The organism is Lentibacillus populi, assembly GCA_014642895.1.
GTDB classification, from domain to species: Bacteria; Bacillota; Bacilli; order Bacillales; family Amphibacillaceae; genus Lentibacillus_C; species Lentibacillus_C populi.
Window position 1 is genome coordinate 1 of the sequence record BMJD01000063.1, and the last position, 18352, is coordinate 18352.

15 protein-coding genes are annotated in these 18352 nt (G+C 40.6%); 9 read left to right on the forward strand and 6 right to left on the reverse strand.

Annotated features, from left to right (window positions below; all coding sequences use genetic code 11):
- Window positions 1-242 precede the first annotated feature (242 nt).
- From IEX12_RS21285 to IEX12_RS21300, 4 genes are all read right to left on the reverse strand, one after another.
- Window positions 243-971 (reverse strand): MmgE/PrpD family protein, encoded by a 729-nt coding sequence (locus tag IEX12_RS21285; RefSeq protein WP_188725854.1) that lies wholly within the window; start codon window positions 969-971, stop codon window positions 243-245.
- A gap of 430 nt (window positions 972-1401) precedes the next feature.
- Window positions 1402-1857: an SRPBCC family protein gene (locus tag IEX12_RS21290; protein WP_188725855.1), complete on the reverse strand. Its 456-nt coding sequence runs from the start codon at window positions 1855-1857 to the stop codon at window positions 1402-1404.
- A 138-nt stretch (window positions 1858-1995) separates the two neighbouring features.
- Window positions 1996-2940 carry a hypothetical protein gene (locus tag IEX12_RS21295; protein ID WP_188725856.1) on the reverse strand — a complete coding sequence of 315 codons (945 nt, stop codon included), beginning with the start codon at window positions 2938-2940 and terminating at the stop codon, window positions 1996-1998.
- Between the two features lie 154 nt (window positions 2941-3094).
- On the reverse strand, window positions 3095-3832 hold the full coding sequence (locus tag IEX12_RS21300; protein ID WP_155554482.1) for a YqjF family protein: 738 nt from the start codon (window positions 3830-3832) through the stop codon (window positions 3095-3097).
- Window positions 3833-4053: 221 nt separating this feature from the next.
- Between IEX12_RS21300 and IEX12_RS21305 the strand changes: the two genes are divergently transcribed.
- Together IEX12_RS21305 and ilvD are read left to right on the forward strand one after the other, a co-directional pair.
- Window positions 4054-5016 carry a bile acid:sodium symporter family protein gene (locus tag IEX12_RS21305; RefSeq protein WP_155554483.1) on the forward strand — a complete coding sequence of 321 codons (963 nt, stop codon included), beginning with the start codon at window positions 4054-4056 and terminating at the stop codon, window positions 5014-5016.
- Between the two features lie 39 nt (window positions 5017-5055).
- On the forward strand, window positions 5056-6738 hold the full coding sequence (gene ilvD / locus IEX12_RS21310) for a dihydroxy-acid dehydratase (RefSeq protein ID WP_155554484.1): 1683 nt from the start codon (window positions 5056-5058) through the stop codon (window positions 6736-6738).
- 309 nt (window positions 6739-7047) lie between these two features.
- Here the strand turns inward: ilvD and IEX12_RS21315 are convergent, their stop codons facing one another.
- A complete protein-coding gene (locus IEX12_RS21315; protein WP_088052808.1) occupies window positions 7048-8142 on the reverse strand; it encodes a branched-chain amino acid aminotransferase in 1095 nt (364 codons plus the stop codon).
- A gap of 383 nt (window positions 8143-8525) precedes the next feature.
- Window positions 8526-9335 (reverse strand): DUF2935 domain-containing protein, encoded by an 810-nt coding sequence (locus IEX12_RS21320; RefSeq protein WP_188725857.1) that lies wholly within the window; start codon window positions 9333-9335, stop codon window positions 8526-8528.
- 170 nt (window positions 9336-9505) lie between these two features.
- On the opposite strand from IEX12_RS21320, the gene IEX12_RS21325 reads away from it, so the two are divergent.
- The 7 genes from IEX12_RS21325 to IEX12_RS21355 all read left to right on the forward strand — a co-directional run bounded on the left by IEX12_RS21325 (window position 9506) and on the right by IEX12_RS21355 (window position 18056).
- Entirely contained in the window at window positions 9506-10444 is a 939-nt protein-coding gene (locus IEX12_RS21325) for an LCP family glycopolymer transferase (RefSeq protein WP_102414822.1), read from the forward strand.
- A gap of 519 nt (window positions 10445-10963) precedes the next feature.
- Window positions 10964-11953 (forward strand): sugar-binding protein, encoded by a 990-nt coding sequence (locus tag IEX12_RS21330; protein ID WP_088053553.1) that lies wholly within the window; start codon window positions 10964-10966, stop codon window positions 11951-11953.
- On the forward strand, window positions 11950-13374 hold the full coding sequence (locus IEX12_RS21335; RefSeq protein WP_102414823.1) for a sensor histidine kinase: 1425 nt from the start codon (window positions 11950-11952) through the stop codon (window positions 13372-13374). The genes IEX12_RS21330 and IEX12_RS21335 overlap by 4 nt, the downstream gene beginning before the upstream one ends.
- Before the next feature lie 3 nt (window positions 13375-13377).
- Entirely contained in the window at window positions 13378-14808 is a 1431-nt protein-coding gene (locus IEX12_RS21340) for a response regulator (protein ID WP_088052812.1), read from the forward strand.
- A 95-nt stretch (window positions 14809-14903) separates the two neighbouring features.
- On the forward strand, window positions 14904-16202 hold the full coding sequence (locus IEX12_RS21345) for an ABC transporter substrate-binding protein (RefSeq protein WP_188725858.1): 1299 nt from the start codon (window positions 14904-14906) through the stop codon (window positions 16200-16202).
- 94 nt (window positions 16203-16296) lie between these two features.
- Entirely contained in the window at window positions 16297-17235 is a 939-nt protein-coding gene (locus IEX12_RS21350) for a carbohydrate ABC transporter permease (RefSeq protein ID WP_088052813.1), read from the forward strand.
- 68 nt (window positions 17236-17303) lie between these two features.
- Window positions 17304-18056 carry a carbohydrate ABC transporter permease gene (locus IEX12_RS21355; RefSeq protein WP_371871416.1) on the forward strand — a complete coding sequence of 251 codons (753 nt, stop codon included), beginning with the start codon at window positions 17304-17306 and terminating at the stop codon, window positions 18054-18056.
- The last annotated feature ends 296 nt before the right edge of the window (window positions 18057-18352 follow it).

Below are 18352 nucleotides of genomic sequence, written 5' to 3' on the forward strand. Positions count from 1 at the left end.
GATGTAGACAGGTTTCACAAAACAGGTGAATTCTTTGTTTCGGGTGCTCTTGGCCCGCTAGACGTGGGTTAATTCAGCGTTGCCACAGGACGTGGCGTTCTTAGCTGAACATCCTTTGCTCTGGAACAAAAACGTTTGTCGAAATTAAAAAGCAGAAAAGCCGCTTTCTAGTTGAACGGAAAGCGGTCGTACAGCAGTGTACGTCTGATTATTTCAGAATCCCCCGCTTCAAACGATCTTTGTTAAGCGGTGGGTAGTTCAATCCCTTCAAAAATTTCACGCGGACCTGTGATACCGAAGCTGGCAAGTAAGGTTGCATGAACGGCACCCATTGCGGTATTAGGGAATGCGAGTCCTTTCCAGTTTGAAAGCTCACCAGTTCTGGTAACCCGTAGTGAATTATAGCTAGTTCCTGCGATCGCCACAGCATTAGCGATTTGTGCATTAGTTAGGCCCATCGCCCGTGCTGCTCCAGCTGCTGCACCATATGCACCTTGGACGGTATGGTCAAAACCGTGGTTTCGAACCGGCGCTACGTCTGATAAGCGGCTTTGTACTTGATAGGCGATGGCTAATGCCAAGAGTAAGTCACGTCCACTTGCTTTGGCATATTCACTTGCTGCCAGTACTGCTGCAATATTATCTGAGGGATGACATGTTTCATCCTTTGCTAAATAAGAGTCATTAAAATCCAGGTAACGAACTGCCGCACCGTTATGGAACGTTGCATAGTCGGGGGTCGTTTTTCCACCACCGATTAACGTGACAATTGGTTCGCCACCTAATGTTTTTGTCATTTGATGAATCGCTTCAACTGGTTCGCTAGCCAATGCACCGATTGCACAGCCGATTGAATCAAGTACTCGGGCTTTCAGCGCTTTTACCGCTTGTTCCGAAAGATCTTCATAGCGAACATCATTGGCCCAATTACCAAGCTGTTCGACCATCGTAGACGAAAGCTTTTTCGTCATTTTGAACACCTCCAGATTGTATTGTATAGCTGTATCAGGCCCCTTACGTTAACAATGCAACTATACGGAAGAGGATAAGATCAATTCCTCATCTATCCTCTACATTTTTAATGGCACACCTTTTTGTGATAAAAATTAATTATTTAAACTTGTAAAAGTGATAGTAAATTGTAATACATTGTGATAGGTTTTTCTTTTATCCGTGATTAATAGGGATTGTTCACCGTTGAACTTGCATGCAGGTAAAATTAACGCCGTATTTTTGGGGAAAAATGCGGCATTAATTCTTCGAGGTTAAATTTGAAACTTATGCGGGTGAATGCTAAAGGGAAATAAGGGATGGGGAATTCTGGTGTTTTATTGATTAGGACAGTACAAAAGCACAGTTCGCTGTTTTGATTAGTGATCCGTGCTTTTGTGCTTCTCGTATTCACACAGATACAGCCTGCCGTCTAACCACCTTTTCAGCAATTGCCTCCGTTAATTGCTTTGTAGTTTTAGGAACGAATGATTTCAAAACAGAATTGATTACAGGTCCCATCATGCCTTTTGCGGAGACACCGAGATAACTAGTTATTTTGGTTCTGTTCCGGCCTAACGCTTTTGCTTCAAAGTACCCGCCGCCCTTAACGTTTTCGGTTAAGCCTGTTAAATTAAATGTTACTTTTGTCGGTTCGTGCCATTCTGTGATGTCAATTTGCAGGTGGACTGTTTTTTGAACGATACCGACATCACCTTTAAATTTCCATGTTGATTGTCGTTCGTGTAAAATGTTGTGTTCTACATACCCTGGAACTAATGGAGCCCATTTATTCATATCGCTCACAAATGTCCAGACATGTTCAATTGGGATATCCAATTCAGTATGATGTGTTCCGCTTGGCATCATGTTATCCTCCTTATCAGATGATTGATTATATTTTCCAATCATCGTTTTTGTTTGCCTGTTGATTATATGATTTAGGGGATCACTTTAGAACTATATGACAGTGATAGCGGGACTGTGCAGTTTTATTTTGCCCTGTCATGGCAAGGTCGTTTGCAAATCCCTTTTTGGGAACAAATGAGTAAACGCTTCATAAAAATGCTGCGGCCTGTGATCCCTATTGTTTGATTTTATCGGAAACTTATCATTTGGAAAGTCAGGAAATGAGGATCCTGGGATGGGATCGACCTCTCCATATTCACAACGCAAAGCAATATTCCATTTTCCCAGATTTCTGGATTTGAGCAAAATAGGAGCAACATTTTTTCCGAATATTGTAAGTGTAATCTGCTTGGGAAAATAATCATGGCGTGTTTGCTCGTTAGTTTCACATACCCAGATTCCGAACCATTCAAGATAAAGGAAAAAATAATTCCATTCCGTTATCAGATTTGTTAATAAACTGTCTTCATTTAGAAGGAAATTTCTTGTTTTAGATTCGATTAATTTGGTCAGTAGATCTGGAAGTAAAAAATGGACGAAATTAATAGGCTGGTTTAATAACTTTGCCCAGTTCGTATCAACCCAAAACGTTTCTAACAAGAAAAGGTATTTTTCCGTATCTGTAAGTCTTTGATACATGTTCCATCTTTCTGTGACCTGTAACTGGCGTTTATTCAAAGGATTTGACGTCTTTTTCAGTAATTTCCCACTGCTAGCCAGGTAATAGAAAAGGTGAATATAAGGGTATTGTTCTTGGTGTTTATTGTTTGTTATATCCTTTTGATGTTCGATAAATCGTTCATTTATCGCAGGTAGGTGCTCTGCTGATATGCATTTTCCGCTACTTCCCAATTGAATCGATTGGTGTTCTGCATAATTCATGAATCGGTCGAAGTCGATTACGAGGCTACTAGGGAAAACCTTTCTATTTTCTTTAATAGCCTTGATCTTTATTTTACTATTTTCCGTTGTTGTGTGTGCCTTTTCTGCTGAATCACATTCCAGAAGCAGGCTGTCAAATGATAATTGTTCCATTTCCAAAACAAAATCTCCTCATTTTAATTGTCAGTTTTATAAATAAATAAGGATAGTCCCAAAATGAATATCTAGAAAAAATTATAACATAGGAGGAAACAGAAAACGAATTAGATTATTCAATAAAATCTTTATCAGGAAAGGAAGGTATCCCGGTCTCTTATACCTCCTTTCTAACCATCCAAAATAACGCAATTTTGGAAGAAGCATATTGTTTGATAGGCTGTTTTTCCAATACGCTCGCAGGTATGAAAGGTGTTACTAGCTGATTCTCTATAACGGCTTCTGCTTGCTGCATTTCCCACCGTCCATGATGGATCCCCACTCGGAACAGGGAGCCATATTTGTACGTCCAAAGATAATAACGCTCCAGTAACCAATGATTCAGGGTGTCTTTTTCCGGATAAAATGGCTCTCCAACCGGACGATAGCTCGCGTTAAAAACAGCGGACTCTTCCCCGATACGGCGGCTGTTAAACCGAAAAGTATCCCCGTTTTTCCTCATGTCCATGTTTGCATAAAAATAAGGCAATGTTGCCATTCTTGCTCCAAGGACGGCGTGTACTTTGCTTGCATCCAAACTGAAAAAATATATTCCCCTTATTTCATTACGTTTTACGTACGTTCGAACGTTCAATTCCAAGTAGGAACGAAAATAGGGGATTTGCGGCATATTACGTAACCGCATTCTGCTTACCTTAAACGGAATTAAGGTAATCCATGCATCATTATCATAGGTATCCAATTCAAGTCCAGGCGGGATAAGATCTTCCATTACGTTTTTTGGTACTGGCCAGTGCAGGAATAACAAGTCAACCCACTTTTGCATCATGACCCAGGGACCTTTAGGCAGAGGGTTCTCCCTGTGACTAGTACTTTGAACGATTTTGTTGTACATGGTTTACCTCCTAAAAACGTGGTAGGATTATTTTCCCAAAAAAGAATAGAATGATACGAGAGCAAAGCCAAATTTTTTATTCGGGTTAAATCAAGTAATATTAGTAAAGTAAGCGCTGTCGTGGTGTATTTTTTAAATGAAATGGGTAATCAAAATATTACTATTGTATTGAAATATTGAGAAATTAAATTATAATAGAGAGAATTAAAGGAGGGAAAAGGTTGAAAACATTAGAGAAAATCAGTAATTTTGCTGGGAGCACATTTGCACTATGGGTCATTTTGTTTGCTGTTTTAAGTTTCTTTTTACCTGGTGGATTTACCTGGATTGCACCACATATCTCACTGCTTCTCGGGGTTATTATGTTTGGGATGGGATTAACCCTTTCATTAAGCGATTTTAAAGCAGTTTTTCAGGCCCCAAGAAGTGTTTTTATTACAGTATTGGCACAGTTCATCGTTATGCCGCTGTTGGCTTATGGACTCGCTACCATTTTTCAATTACCTCCAGAAGTGGCAGTTGGGGTCATATTGGTAGGATGCTGCCCTGGTGGTACCGCCTCTAATGTGATGACTTTTTTGGCAAAGGGAAATACTGCCCTGTCTGTATCGGTAACAGCTATATCTACATTACTGGCACCAATTTTGACCCCGGCACTGACATTGCTTTTGGCAAGTAAATGGCTTCCTGTATCAGCCGGAAGTATGTTTATGCAAATCGTAAAAATAGTACTGATTCCAATTGTACTGGGAATCGCGATCCGGTTATTATTCCGGAAACAAGTGGAAAAAAGTGTTGCGGCATTACCACTTGTCTCCGTAGTTGGGATTGTCGCGGTTGCATCTGCGGTTGTTGCCGTTAATACAGAAAATATTGTCAAAGAGGGGTTACTGATTTTCGCCATTGTCGTTTTACATAATGTGTTAGGGCTTGCGCTCGGTTTCCTTTTGGCAAAAGCTTTGAGACTGGATTTTCGTGATCAAAAAGCTGTTTCGATCGAAGTCGGGATGCAAAATTCAGGGCTTGGCTCTACTTTGGCATTGACCCACTTTTCGCCAATTGCAGCAGTTCCGAGTGCGATTTTCAGTGTATGGCACAACATTTCGGGTCCCGTTTTGGCAACATGGTGGGGTAAGAATAGCAATGATACAGAGCGACCGATAAATAGCGATAAAACTGCTTGATTTTTTATATTGAAATAGCTTAGGAAAGGGTGTAACAACATGAAAAAAGATTTACGTATCAATAGCAACGTATTCAGTGAAGGAGCAATGAAAGCACCCAACCGTGCAATGTTGCGTGCTGTTGGAGTTTCAGATGAGGATTTTAAAAAACCAATGATTGGGGTTGCCAGTACTTGGAGTGAGGTAACACCCTGCAATATCCATCTTGATGATTTAGCGATTAATGCAAAAAAAGGCGCAAGAGCAGCAGGTGGTGTCCCACTTGTTTTCAATTCGATTACCGTTTCCGACGGGATTTCGATGGGGACACAAGGGATGCGCTATTCGCTGCCAAGCCGTGATGTTATCGCGGACTCGATTGAAACCGTCGTGGGAGCGGAAAATTTAGATGGGCTCGTTGCTATCGGTGCTTGTGATAAAAATATCCCCGGTTGCATGATTGCCATTGCAAATGCGGAAGTTCCTGCAGTGTTTGTGTACGGTGGTACGATTGCTCCGGGATCTTACAAGGGAAAAGATATTGATATTGTATCGGTTTTTGAAGGAGTGGGAAAACATAATAACGGAGATATTAACGATAATGAACTAAGAGGAATTGAATGTCATGCCTGCCCTGGTGCCGGTGCATGTGGCGGAATGTATACTGCTAATACGATGGCATCTGCTATGGAAGCAATCGGCATGAGTTTGCCTGGAAGTTCGTCCAATCCGGCAGAATCACCTGAAAAGGCAAAGGATTGTGTAGCTGCAGGTGAGGCCGTTTATCATTTGCTGGAAAAGAGAATTTATCCAAAAGACATCATGACAAAAGAAGCGTTTGAAAATGCGATAACAGTTGTAATGGCACTCGGTGGATCAACAAATGCGATTCTGCATCTGCTCGCAATTGCACATGCGGTAGAAGTAGATTTGAGCATTGACGATTTTAACCGGATGCAGGAAAAAGTACCGCATCTTGCTGATTTAAAGCCTAGCGGTAAATATGTCATGCAGGATCTTCATCGTGTTGGAGGTGTACAGGCTGTCATGAAACTGCTTTATGAAGCAGGCTATCTGCACGGGGACTGTTTAACGGTCACCGGAAAAACGGTTGCTGAGAATTTGGCAGATGCGCCTTCTTTAACAGAAGGACAAGATATCATCATGCCATTTGATAATCCGAAACGTGCAGACGGCCCATTAATTGTTTTAAAAGGCAATCTTTCACCAACCGGGGCTGTTGCCAAAGTATCCGGTGTCAAAGTAAAGCGGCATACTGGCCCTGCCCGGGTATTTGATACAGAAAAGGAAGCAACGGCCGCGGTTATGAATAATGAAATCAATGATGGTGATGTCATTATCATCCGTTATGTTGGTCCAAAAGGCGGCCCGGGCATGCCAGAGATGTTGTCGATCTCCAGCATTATTGTCGGCAAGGGTATGGACGAAAAAGTGGCACTATTAACGGATGGCAGATTCTCTGGAGGTACTCATGGCCTTGTTGTTGGGCATATTTCACCAGAAGCCCAGGATGGCGGCCCAATTGCCTTTGTAAAAGAAGGGGATCTGGTAACGATTGATTCGGAGAAGAAGGAAATCTCCATGGATGTTTCCGATGAGGAGCTGAAACGTCGTAAACAAGACTGGGTCGCCCCGCCATTGTACAAAAAAGGTATTTTAGGGAAGTATGCCCATAATGTTTCGTGCTCATCTAAAGGTGCTGTGACGGATTTCCGGAAGTAGTAATGATCAAATGAAATAAAGATAAAAGCTGGTAGTCCAGATGTGTAAAGCAGCACATTTTGGACTAGCAGCTTTTTTGCTTTTGGCAGGGATATTTCGTTTAGGTAGTGTCAAAAGTATTCATTTGACGATCATGACTCTCACCATTTACATGTAAAGTGTCAGGAAAAACGGAATTTATTATACGAACAGGCAATTATAAAAATCCCCAAAGAAACAACGGAAAATTAGATTTTGGCTTAATGAATACAAAAAAGGCAAAGTATTGCGTTAAAAAAGAGACACCTGCATAAAGGTGTCTCTCCCATCTTATCTAACCAGCTGCTCCACTTCCTCAACCTCAACAATCCAATCAAATGGATCAGATTCTTTCCCATACTGGATTCCGGTCAATGTATCATACAGTCTTTTAGCAATTTTACCGGTCTTTCCGTGGTTGATGACAAAATCTTCATCGTTCCATGTCAGCTGACCGATTGGCGAAATGACGGCAGCTGTACCTGCACCGAATGCTTCTTCCAATGTGCCATCCTTATTTGCCTTGGCAAGCTCCTCCATGGATATTTTTCGTTCAACAATAGGAACATTCCAATGTTTTAACAGCTTAATAACTGAATTTCGGGTTACCCCTTCCAGAATACTGCCGTTTAAAGCTGGAGTCACTACTTCACCATTGATTTTAAAGAATACATTCATACTGCCGACTTCCTCAATGTATTTCTTTTCAACACCGTCCAGCCACAATACCTGGGCGAATCCTTGATCGGCAACCATTTCCTGCGCCTTTAGACTGGAAGCATAATTTCCACCTGTCTTTGCTTCACCTGTTCCACCCAAAACTGCCCGGACATACTGATTTTCTACAGCAATTTTTACCGGATTAATACCTTCTTTGTAATACGCGCCGACCGGAGATAGAATAACAATAAATTGATAATGACTTGATGGTGCAACGCCAAGGTATGGTTCGGTTGAAATAATAAATGGACGAATATATAGTGATGTCCCTTCAGCCCTTGGGATCCAGTCTTTTTCTACCGCAACAAGCTGTTTGATTGCTTGAAGAGCAAATTCTTCATCGATCGGTGGAATACACAAACGGTTATTGGAACGATTTAGCCGCTGCATGTTTTTTTCCGGCCGGAACAATTGCACCTTGCCCTCCGAAGTAAGGTATGCTTTTAATCCTTCAAAAACGGATTGACCATAATGAAAAATCATTGCCGATGGATCCAGGCGAAGCGGTTCATATGGAGTGATCCGCGCATCATGCCAGCCTTTCTCATCGGAATAATCCATAATAAACATATGATCGGTAAAAATTTTGCCAAACTCCAATTGATCGGAATCGGGTTTTTCTTTCCTTGTCGAACAAAGATTCATTTGAATTGACTGTTCTTCCATGGCACTATCTCCTTGTTGTAAAAATTTATTCAACTTTGTTTCATGTTAATCAACAAATGATTAAATACTATTGTAGTACTTATCGGATTAGAATTACAACCCCTTATAATGAAAAGATTTTTACTTTTCTGTTTAGAATTAAGCAATTTAGCCAGAAATTACATTATTTCACATTTAAGGTGTCTAGTCACACCTTGAATTTTGTCGAATATTATTTGGATGAGGGCAGGTGGTGCTCCCGATTTTTTGCTACATGATTAGCTCTTATTATATTCTGCCAACGTAGCTCATCATGATCAGTCAGTTATCTGGAGTGTAAAAATTTGACAATTTGCTAGATGAAAAAACAGGAACAGCTCTGTCCCTGTCTACCTGCTCAAAACCTAACCAGGATCCTTCACCCTTGGCTTTGTCGGGTCACAATTAGGTGTTTCCGTGTTTGCGGAGCCAGCCAGTTTAATTAAGTAATAGCACTCCTCCCTCGCCATGTGATCGGCCATTAATGCGGAAAATGTACCTAATACCTGGTCAGATAGCTCCATTTCTTCCAATTCATGCAAAAAAGTCCGAAATAAATTCATTTCTATTTCTACATCGCTATTAAATCGTTTTAATGCTGGAAACGTTTCGATGTTCGCGCGGAGAAAACCAGTTAGATCAACTGCTTTCAAATAAAATTGATCGAAGTGCTTGGTAAATGTATGACTTTTTTCCTTCAGCCTTTTTTCCACCCCGTCCATCCGATCATTGATTGCTCCGGCGTGACCAGAGGCATCCATCAGCCATAATAAATGATGATGCAATTCGTGAAAAATTGGCGGGATTTCCCCTTTCTTCAGATAACGTAAGACAAGCTGGTATTCCTCTAATTCATTAACCATGTGATTGATAAAGGTGGGGGTAAGGTGAATCCCGAAATTGCTGGTCAAGTGACGTCTAATAATCGATAGCTTAAATTCTTTTAACTGTTCAGCGGCATCCTCAGCAGCTTCTGCCAACGAAATAGCATTTGTTTCATTGAGTGATCGGGATTGATTCAGAAGGTGGTCGAAATGATGGATAAAATGGTTCGCTGTTTCAATATCCTGTTTTTTAGACGGATAAAGTGAATCGTGAATAAATCTTGAATGATCCCTCAGTACTTGCAGCCAGAATTGATGTTCAAATGCAGCACTTTGTAAGTAATCAGCCAAACGGAACAACTCCTTTATATGATCCTCATCTATTTTATTCACCTGCTAGCTGTTCCTATTACATTGATTTTTTAAAATTTCAATATCGAAAAATAGCGAAATGTGGTAAAATAATATAGGTTAATATCCCTAGTCAGGTTTAAAATAACAAGAAATACGAGGAGTCTAATATGAAAAGAACAAAGAAAAATAGCAAGTCAAAAAAATTATGGCTGAAAATACCGCTTGTCATTATTCTGTTACTTGTATTAGGTGTCGGGGTGTATGCATATTCGGTCTATCATAACGCAAAAGAGACTGTAAATAATAAAATGCATGATCCGGTAGATGCAATCGATCCCGACGTTACGAAGAAAAAGGTGAAAGCGACTGAACCATTAAATATATTACTGCTTGGCATCGATCAGCGCTCCAATGATAAGGGTCGTTCGGATGCTTTAATCGTATTGTCGCTTGATCCGGCGAACGACAAAATGCAACTGATCAGTATTCCGCGTGATACAAGAACGACGATTATTGGTAAAGGATTTGCTGATAAAATTAATCATGCCTATGCATATGGCGGATCAGATATGTCTGTCGCTACGGTGGAAAACTTTCTTGATATCGACCTCGATTATTATGTACGGATGAATATGGAAGGGCTTCAGGAGCTCGTTGATCAGCTCGGCACCATTTCCGTGAACAATGAAATTGCCTGGAATGATGGGAAGTACGATTTTACCACTGGTCCAGTTGAAATGGACGGTGACAAAACGATGCATTTTGTGCGGATGCGCAAACAGGATCCAAATGGTGATTTTGGCCGGACAAAACGGCAGCGTCAGGTTATTGAAGGCATTGTTAATAAAGGAGCGAGCGTTGGATCCGTTGGTAAAATTAATGGTGTGATCGATATTCTCGGTCACAATATGGCAACAAATCTTGATTTTGACGATATGAAAAAACTGCTGAGAGGTTATAAAGATACGAGAAAAAATATTGTAAGTTACCAAATGAAAGGATCGGGGACATATATTAAAACGAATGGTAAGGACATATATTATTTGGTTGTCCCTGATGAGGAAATTTCCAAGGTTCATGGGATGATATCCGGCAATGGGCAATAAACTTACATCAAGACTGCAAAAGAATATAGAAGGATAGGTGGGGCGCACCTTGCCCGTAGAGATCCAATTCGTTCAAAGGGATGAAGGCCCGCATGTCTTCAACTGCACTAGTGGTCCTGTGGGTTGAAACCCCGCTGAATGAAATTTCACTATTACCTCAGCAAAATCGAAAACCTGTGCATTGTTATGATGTACAGGTTTTCGTTTAAACAGAAACACGATTTTCGTTCAGAAATGATAGTTTAGTTACAAGAGACGAACTAGCTGCAAAGCAAAATTCAGGAGGAAGCAGGAACATACATAAATGAACTGCTTTTTCAATTTAATTATTCATATCTAAATATAAATATGGGAAACTTACGCGAATGGCTGATAATACTTCTTGCTTCAGAAAGCAGCCAACAAGCCAACAGGTTAATCGATATAAATGATCGTGAACGGGAGCCGGATAATCATGTTCTTTATTTTCATGGTAAAATAAGTCTACGGATCATATCGGAAAGTAAAGCAGGTGAAAAAATGAAACCGGATTCAAAGCTTTTATTGTATACATTTAGTGGCGTAATTTTTACGATTAGCTTTATTGGTATGCTTATTTATGGGTACAAAACGTTTTATATCGAAACGAATGATGTGGCGTCTGAAGACTATGGATATCACTTTGCCTTGATTGCCGAAGAATCCGATAATGATTATTGGCGGCTGATTGAGAAAGGCGCAATGGAGGCGGCAGAGGAAAATGATATTTATATTGAATATGTCGCACCGGCAAAAGCGGATAATGAAAAAATGCTGAAATTACTGGATCGCATGATATCCGCTAAGGTAGATGGGATAATCACACAGGGAGTTGAGGGTGAACGGTTTGTTAATTTGGTACATAAAGGAATTGAACGGGGAATCCCAATTATTACAGTTGATACGGATGTCCAGAGCAGTGAGCGAAAGGCATATGTAGGAACAGATAATTTTTACGCCGGTCAGCTTGCTGGCAAGGCGTTGCTGGAGAATACGGAGGGTGAACAGTATGTCGGCATTGTTACAGGGAGGTTTGACGCAATTAATCAGCAGGAACGGATTGCCGGGTTTAAACAAGCAGTTCAGGGGAATGATCGGATCCATATTGTCGAGATGAAAGAATCAAATATTACAGTGGTTGGTGCATCACAGGCAACTTATTCCATGTTAAAACAATATCCGAAGATTACGGCATTATTCGGAACGAGTGCGCTTGATGGGATCGGCATCATTGATGGCCTTGAGGAGATTGTGCCGAATAATGATATGTATATTATAGCCTTTGATGTCTTGCCTGAGACATTGAATTTAATCAAACAGAATAAAATAGATGCAACCGTAGCACAGTATCCGGAAGAAATGGGCTATCAATCGGTAAATGTTATGATTGAATTGCAAAGGAACGACCTTTTAGAAACCGAGCAATATACCGGAACAAACATTATTAAGAAGGAAGATTTACTGCAGGACCGAATTGGTGATACAAAATGAAAACAATCAAGGGAAAACTATTAGTCTATTTTTTCGTATTTGTTATTCTTTTTCAGGTCACGGCCATTTCGATATTTGTCAGTTCCAATAAGCTGACAAATATATATAATGACAGCTTCCGGCGATTTCTATTATTAAATTCGATTTCCCAAAATTCTGAGGAACTGTATGCGGAAACCCATAAATTCGTTATGGAAGCAGATCCGGCTAAAGTGAAAAACTATTATACGGCAAAAAGTGCTTTGCAAAATGAGAAAGATAAGGTAGCATCCTCCTTCTATGATATCGACCCGATCGAAATGAAGAATTATCGTAATTTGCTAGAGTCGTTTATTCATGAAAGTGAGTTAACGGTTGGATTTGTCCTAAGGGATGATATTGAGCAATATACCTATCATCTGGAAGAAACCCGGAATGCTTCAGAATACATTCAGGAGGCAACATTGGAATTAATTGATCTCGAACTGACGGCATATCAATCATTTTACCAGGATTTACAATTGCGAAACAATTCTTTTTTCTATTTTATTGTTTTCTTGTTTATTTCGACGATCATGCTCGCCATCTTTTTTGCTTTATGGTTTTCCAATGGCATCACAAGGCCGATAAATAAATTATCAAGGGCGGCAAAGGAAGTTTCGGAGGGAGACTTAGTAGGGAGCCCAGTAATCATTCGCTCTATTGATGAGCTGAAATTGCTTGGTGATACATTTAATAGTATGCGATCCAATATTCGTGAACTTGTACAGGAAATAAAGGATCAATCGGAATTGGACAGGCTGCTGAAGGATATGGAGTTAAAACATCTGCAAAGCCAGATTAACCCGCACTTTTTATTTAACACGTTGAATACATTGTCGAAAATGGCCTATTTGGAGGACGCAACATCAACGTCTTCACTTATTGATTCCGTTGCGACTCTGCTCCGCCACAATTTGGGAGAGATAGACAGTCATGTAACATTAAAAGATGAAGTAAAGGTAGTGAAGGATTATTTTCACATTCAAAAGACCCGTTTTTCGGAGCGGATTCAATTTGAAATGAATGTGGACGAGAGCTGTTTAACGAATCAAGTACCCCGGTTAACATTGCAGCCTTTGGTGGAGAATGCATTCATTCATGGAATTGAAGAAAAGGAAGAGGGGGGGACTATCGTACTGAATATTTCTCAGAATAGCCATCATGTAATCGTAATGATCCAGGACGACGGTGTTGGTATGAGTGCAAATAAAATCGCTCAAGTCATGTCACTGGCGAAACAGCAGGATGCACATGTCGGGCATTCGACCGGGATTGGTTTGACAAATGTTATTCGCCGTCTGCAGTTATTTTATGGGCGGTCACATGTAGTAGAGATTCATTCGGAAATCAATAAAGGGACAACCATTTCATTGTTTCTTCCAAAAAAACAGGGGGGGTAACGGATGCGCATACTGATTGCGGAGGATGAACTGCTGGAACGAAAAGCTATGATCAAGTTTATTGAAGCCAACTTTAATGATATGAAGGTAGTGGGGGAAGCACCGAACGGAAGAAGGGCCATTGAATTGGCACAAACAGTAAAGCCCGATATCATTTTTATGGATATAAAAATGCCCGGTTTAAATGGACTGGAAGCAATTGAGAAAATCCGTCAAGTTAATTCCGCCGTTAAATTTATTCTCGTATCGGCATACGATTCATTTGCTTACGCGAAGCAAGCGATGCAGTTTGGGATAAAGGAATATATTTTAAAACCGGGAAAAAAAGAGGAAATCGTGAGGGCTATCCTTCGTGTGCAAAAGGAAATTTTATTTAAACAAAAGAAAGATGAAGAAACATTGAAATCGAACGAGCTGGTCAAGGAACACTTGTTGACGAAACTGATGAAAAATCCGGTTGATGAAGGGGCGAAAAGCATTCAGCGACAATTTTTTCCAGTGTGCAAAAATGGCTATTTTCTTGTTGTCCAAATGGAAAGAGACATTCCTCTAGAGAACTTTTACAGTATTCTGGAAAAGCATCTTACAACACCATTTATCATGCAACATCATGACGATCAATATACCATTTGCGTATTTACACCAGGAAAAGTGAATAAGGCAGAGATTCTGCATGCTGCAAGAGGAGTACAGCTCGAGCTTGGGAATGATAGTTTTGTCGGAGCGGGCAATCCTTCTGCCACAATTGATGATTTACCCAAATCTTATCAGGAGGCATTCACGGCATGTTATGAGCTGGAAAAGGAAGGATCAAGACATTATGGGTTTCTTAACAAGAAGGAGAATTCTATCCATCGTGACAAATCAATGTCCAGATTAATAGAAATAATTGAACGGGGAAATGATCAGGATGCAGTGCATTTGTATAAAGAGGATCTCCGATATTTCGGGACACGTGATGTAGACGAACTATACTTGCGAATAAAAGATATGATGATGGAACGGGGATTAGCAGTCCCGGAACGAAGTCTTTCAGAATTGACAACTGAAAAGGATTGGGAAAAGTTTATCACGGCATGCTGTTTGCGCATGCAAGACTACTATCAATCAAAACAATATATCGAAAAAGCAAAGACGTTCATGCAGCAGCATTTCCAACGTTCGCTTACGTTGGAGGAGACAGCGCTTCATGTCGGTTTGAGCCCCAATTATTTTTCCAACTTGTTTAAACAGGAATTTGGGACAACGTTTATCGACTATTTGACCAAAATTCGTCTGCAGAGGGCAAAGGAATTGCTGGAGGAAAACAGGTTTTCGCTGAAAGAAATTAGTTCAATGGTTGGATATAATGACCCGAATTATTTCAGCAGGGTGTTTAAAAAGCATTTTTCCGAGTCACCGAAGCATTTTCGGCAAACGATCTTAAAAAAATGAAGAGAATAGTAAAAATGTGCAGGAAATTTTTCGCCGTTTCACACAGATCTTTTTTATACTGGTTGTAAGCGTTAACAAATAAGGGGGAATTATTAGTGAAGAAAGCGTATGGATTTATCCTATTCCTGGCATTGGCGCTTGTCCTCGCTGCATGCAGTTCGGATTCATCGGGGAAATCTGATGGGGATTCGGAAAGCAAAAGTGGCGACAGTGATAGTGCTGGTGGCAAAGTGGAAATTTTTAGCTGGTGGACTGGTGCCGGTGAAGAAGATGGATTGCTTGCTCTAATTGATTTATTTAAAGAAAAACATCCGGACATCGAAATTGAAAATGCTGCTGTTGCCGGTGGGGCAGGAACAAATGCGAAAGCAGTACTTGCGACCAGAATGCAAGGGGATGATCCGCCATCAACATTCCAGGTTCATGGTGGCGCTGAATTGAACGAAGGCTGGGTTGCTGCTGGTAAGATGGAGCCACTGGATGATTTTTATGAAGAGAATGAGCTAATGGATAAGTTTCCGGAAGAATTGATTGATTTAGTGAGTAAAGATGGAAAGATTTATTCGGTTCCGGTTAATATTCATCGTGGGAATGTCTTGTTCTACAATATGAAGGTGTTTGAAGAAAATGGAATTGAGGTACCAACAACCTTTGATGAGTTCCTTGCAGCTGCCGATAAATTGCAGGCAGCGGGTATAACGCCGCTTGCCTTAGGTGATAAAGAGGGCTGGCCGGCTACACAGGTGTTTGAAAATATATTGTTAGGTGTATTGGGACCAGATGATTACAAAAAGCTTTTTGCCGGTGAAATTGGCTTTGATGATAAACGGGTTAAAGAAGCTGTAGATAAATTTGATAAAATACTGGATTACGCCAATGAAGATCACGCCTCGCGCAATTGGCAGGATTCGGCGCAGCTAGTTGCAAATGGCGAAGCTGCAATGATCAACATGGGTGACTGGGCAAAGGGATACTTTAACAATGATTTGGATTTGGAAACAAATAAAGACTTTGGCTATTTTGCCTTTCCGGAAACAGACGGTGATTTCATGGTTATAACGGATACATTTGGTTTGCCAAAGGGTGTGGAAAATCCGGACGATGTAAAAGAATTCTTAAAGGTTCTTGGATCTGTAGAGGGACAGGATGCGTTTAACCCATTGAAAGGATCGATTCCAGCACGGGTGGATGCGGACAAATCCAAATATGACGAATACGGCAAAGACGCAATGGAAGACTTTAATAATTCACGTCTGGTTCCAAGTCTTGCCCATGGGTCAGCAGCATCAGAAGGGTTTTTAACAAAGGTGAATCAAGCAGTAAATATTTTTGTAACGCAACGTGATGCAGATAACTTTACTCAAGCATTACAAAACGCAGCATCAGAGTTGTAAAAATAAAAAGAAATGAGGCTGCCTCATGTTAAGGCAGCCTTGAAATTTTTAATGGTATACAATTTACAACCTCTCTCGTTAGGAGGCTTTTCATGTGGAGAAAGAAATACAAATAAAACGCAAGAGAAGATTAACAAAAGACCAATGGACAGCAATCGCTTTCTTAATTCCGTCTTTTCTCTTAATTCTGGTTTTTGTTTATGGATTTATCGGCTGGACAGGGTATGTTTCACTAAGCAATTGGAATACATTGGTACCGGACTTTTCGTTTGCCGGGCTGAAAAATTATATCTTTTTATTTCATGATTTCCGGTTTCAGGCTGACCTGAGAAATACGTTATTTTTCACTGTCCTCTTTATCGGTCTGGTCATCATCCTTGGAATGGGGATTGCCATCTTAATCGACCAGAAATTAAAAGGGGAATCCATTTTCCGCAATATCTTTTTGTTCCCAATGGCGTTATCGTTTATTGTTACCGGTGTCGTTTGGCAATGGCTGTTGAATCCGTCTACTGGATTTAATCATTTTTTGAGCAAGGTCGGAATTGAGCCAAAATGGTATACCGATACAAATGTACTGGCGGGGTTTGAGTGGGGAAATATTGAGTTTGGTTTGCCTGTTGCGATTATTGCGGTAGTCATTGCGGCTGTCTGGCAAATGACCGGATTCTCGCTGGCGATGTATCTGGCTGGATTACGCGGTATCCCCGAAGAATTGCGGGAAGCGGCCAGGATGGATGGAGCAAGTGAGTTTCAGGTTTATCGAAAAGTAGTTTTGCCGATGCTTTTGCCGATTACTGTAAGCGTCATAATTATCATGGCCCACATATCGTTGAAAATATTTGATTTAATTTATGCGATGACGGGATCAGGAGCAAATTTTGTTACCGACGTGCCTGGTGTTTACATGTTCGAGACAACCTTCAGAGGAAATTATTATGCAAATGGTGCTGCTATCGCCATCATCATGTTACTGTTAGTTGCGATATTTATTGTTCCTTACCTATGGAATAGCAGAAAGGGGGATCAGTAATGGCAGCTGCAAATGTATGGAAATTCTTTAAGTATGCAATTTTGATTTTACTTGCTATCCTGTTTCTAATGCCTGTTTATGTCATTATTGTAACAAGCTTGAAACCGCTGGATGAAGTATCATTGGAACAGATGTGGGCATTGCCAACTTCGATTGATTTTAGTTCTTATGCAGCGGCATTTTCCAACCTGGCACCTAATTTTATGAATAGTATCTACCTCGTTGTGCCGGCAACATTATTGTCTGCATTGCTTGGTGCGATGAATGGCTATGTGTTATCAAAGTGGCGGTTTAAAGGCGCAAATACGATCTTTACGATTATTTTGTTTGGTATGTTTATCCCGTATCAAAGTATTTTAATTCCTCTAATTCAATTTTTACGAACAATTGATTTGTATAATACGATTACGGGATTGATCCTGGTGCATGTTGTATACGGGTTGCCGATTACAACGTTAATGTTCCGCAATTTTTATGCCAGTATTCCCGACACGATGATTGAAGCTGCCAAAATTGACGGGGCGAGCTTTTTAGGGATTTTCAGGCATATCATGATTCCGTTGTCGATTACGGGATTCGTGGTCGTGGCAATTTGGCAGTTTACGAATATTTGGAATGAATTTCTATTTGCGGTAACGATTACGACTTCTGACAAACAACCGATTATGGTTGCTTTGCAAAATCTATCCGGCAGTCAAATCGTGCAATGGAATGTGCAAATGGCCGGAGCATTGCTGGCAGCCTTGCCTACGTTACTCGTTTATATCTTTTTAGGAAAGTATTTTGTGCGTGGATTGTTGGCGGGATCGGTTAAGGGGTAGGCTGTTATTTATTTCATCTATTATCCAGTACGTGCTGGATAATAGATGTTTTTTATTGCCTATTTCTGCGAATGGGTGTGAAATTGGAACGTTATTTAACTGCCTTCCGAAAGAAGTCTCCCTCTTCAAGCCTGTTACTGGCAACCCCTAAAGGCTAAGGGGGGGATGAATTTCGGTTTGCTTTCGTAAAATGCTTGCCAACCCCAAACGCATGATCCATAATAGGGTTAGGAGGTGCATTCATGTTACTGAATCAAAAATATGAAATTTTCCCTTCATCTGAACAAATAGAAATA

What these genes read in the sequence shown, in the direction of transcription:
- IEX12_RS21355 (WP_371871416.1), top strand. Translation starts at nt 17,304, where the DNA reads ATGCCTGTTTATGTCATTATTGTAACAAGCTTGAAACCGCTGGATGAA.
- IEX12_RS21340 (WP_088052812.1), top strand. Translation starts at nt 13,378, where the DNA reads ATGCGCATACTGATTGCGGAGGATGAACTGCTGGAACGAAAAGCTATG.
- IEX12_RS21330 (WP_088053553.1), top strand. Translation starts at nt 10,964, where the DNA reads ATGAAACCGGATTCAAAGCTTTTATTGTATACATTTAGTGGCGTAATT.
- IEX12_RS21300 (WP_155554482.1), bottom strand. Translation starts at nt 3,832, where the DNA reads ATGTACAACAAAATCGTTCAAAGTACTAGTCACAGGGAGAACCCTCTG.
- IEX12_RS21325 (WP_102414822.1), top strand. Translation starts at nt 9,506, where the DNA reads ATGAAAAGAACAAAGAAAAATAGCAAGTCAAAAAAATTATGGCTGAAA.
- ilvD (WP_155554484.1), top strand. Translation starts at nt 5,056, where the DNA reads ATGAAAAAAGATTTACGTATCAATAGCAACGTATTCAGTGAAGGAGCA.
- IEX12_RS21335 (WP_102414823.1), top strand. Translation starts at nt 11,950, where the DNA reads ATGAAAACAATCAAGGGAAAACTATTAGTCTATTTTTTCGTATTTGTT.
- IEX12_RS21315 (WP_088052808.1), bottom strand. Translation starts at nt 8,142, where the DNA reads ATGGAAGAACAGTCAATTCAAATGAATCTTTGTTCGACAAGGAAAGAA.
- IEX12_RS21285 (WP_188725854.1), bottom strand. Translation starts at nt 971, where the DNA reads ATGACGAAAAAGCTTTCGTCTACGATGGTCGAACAGCTTGGTAATTGG.
- IEX12_RS21290 (WP_188725855.1), bottom strand. Translation starts at nt 1,857, where the DNA reads ATGCCAAGCGGAACACATCATACTGAATTGGATATCCCAATTGAACAT.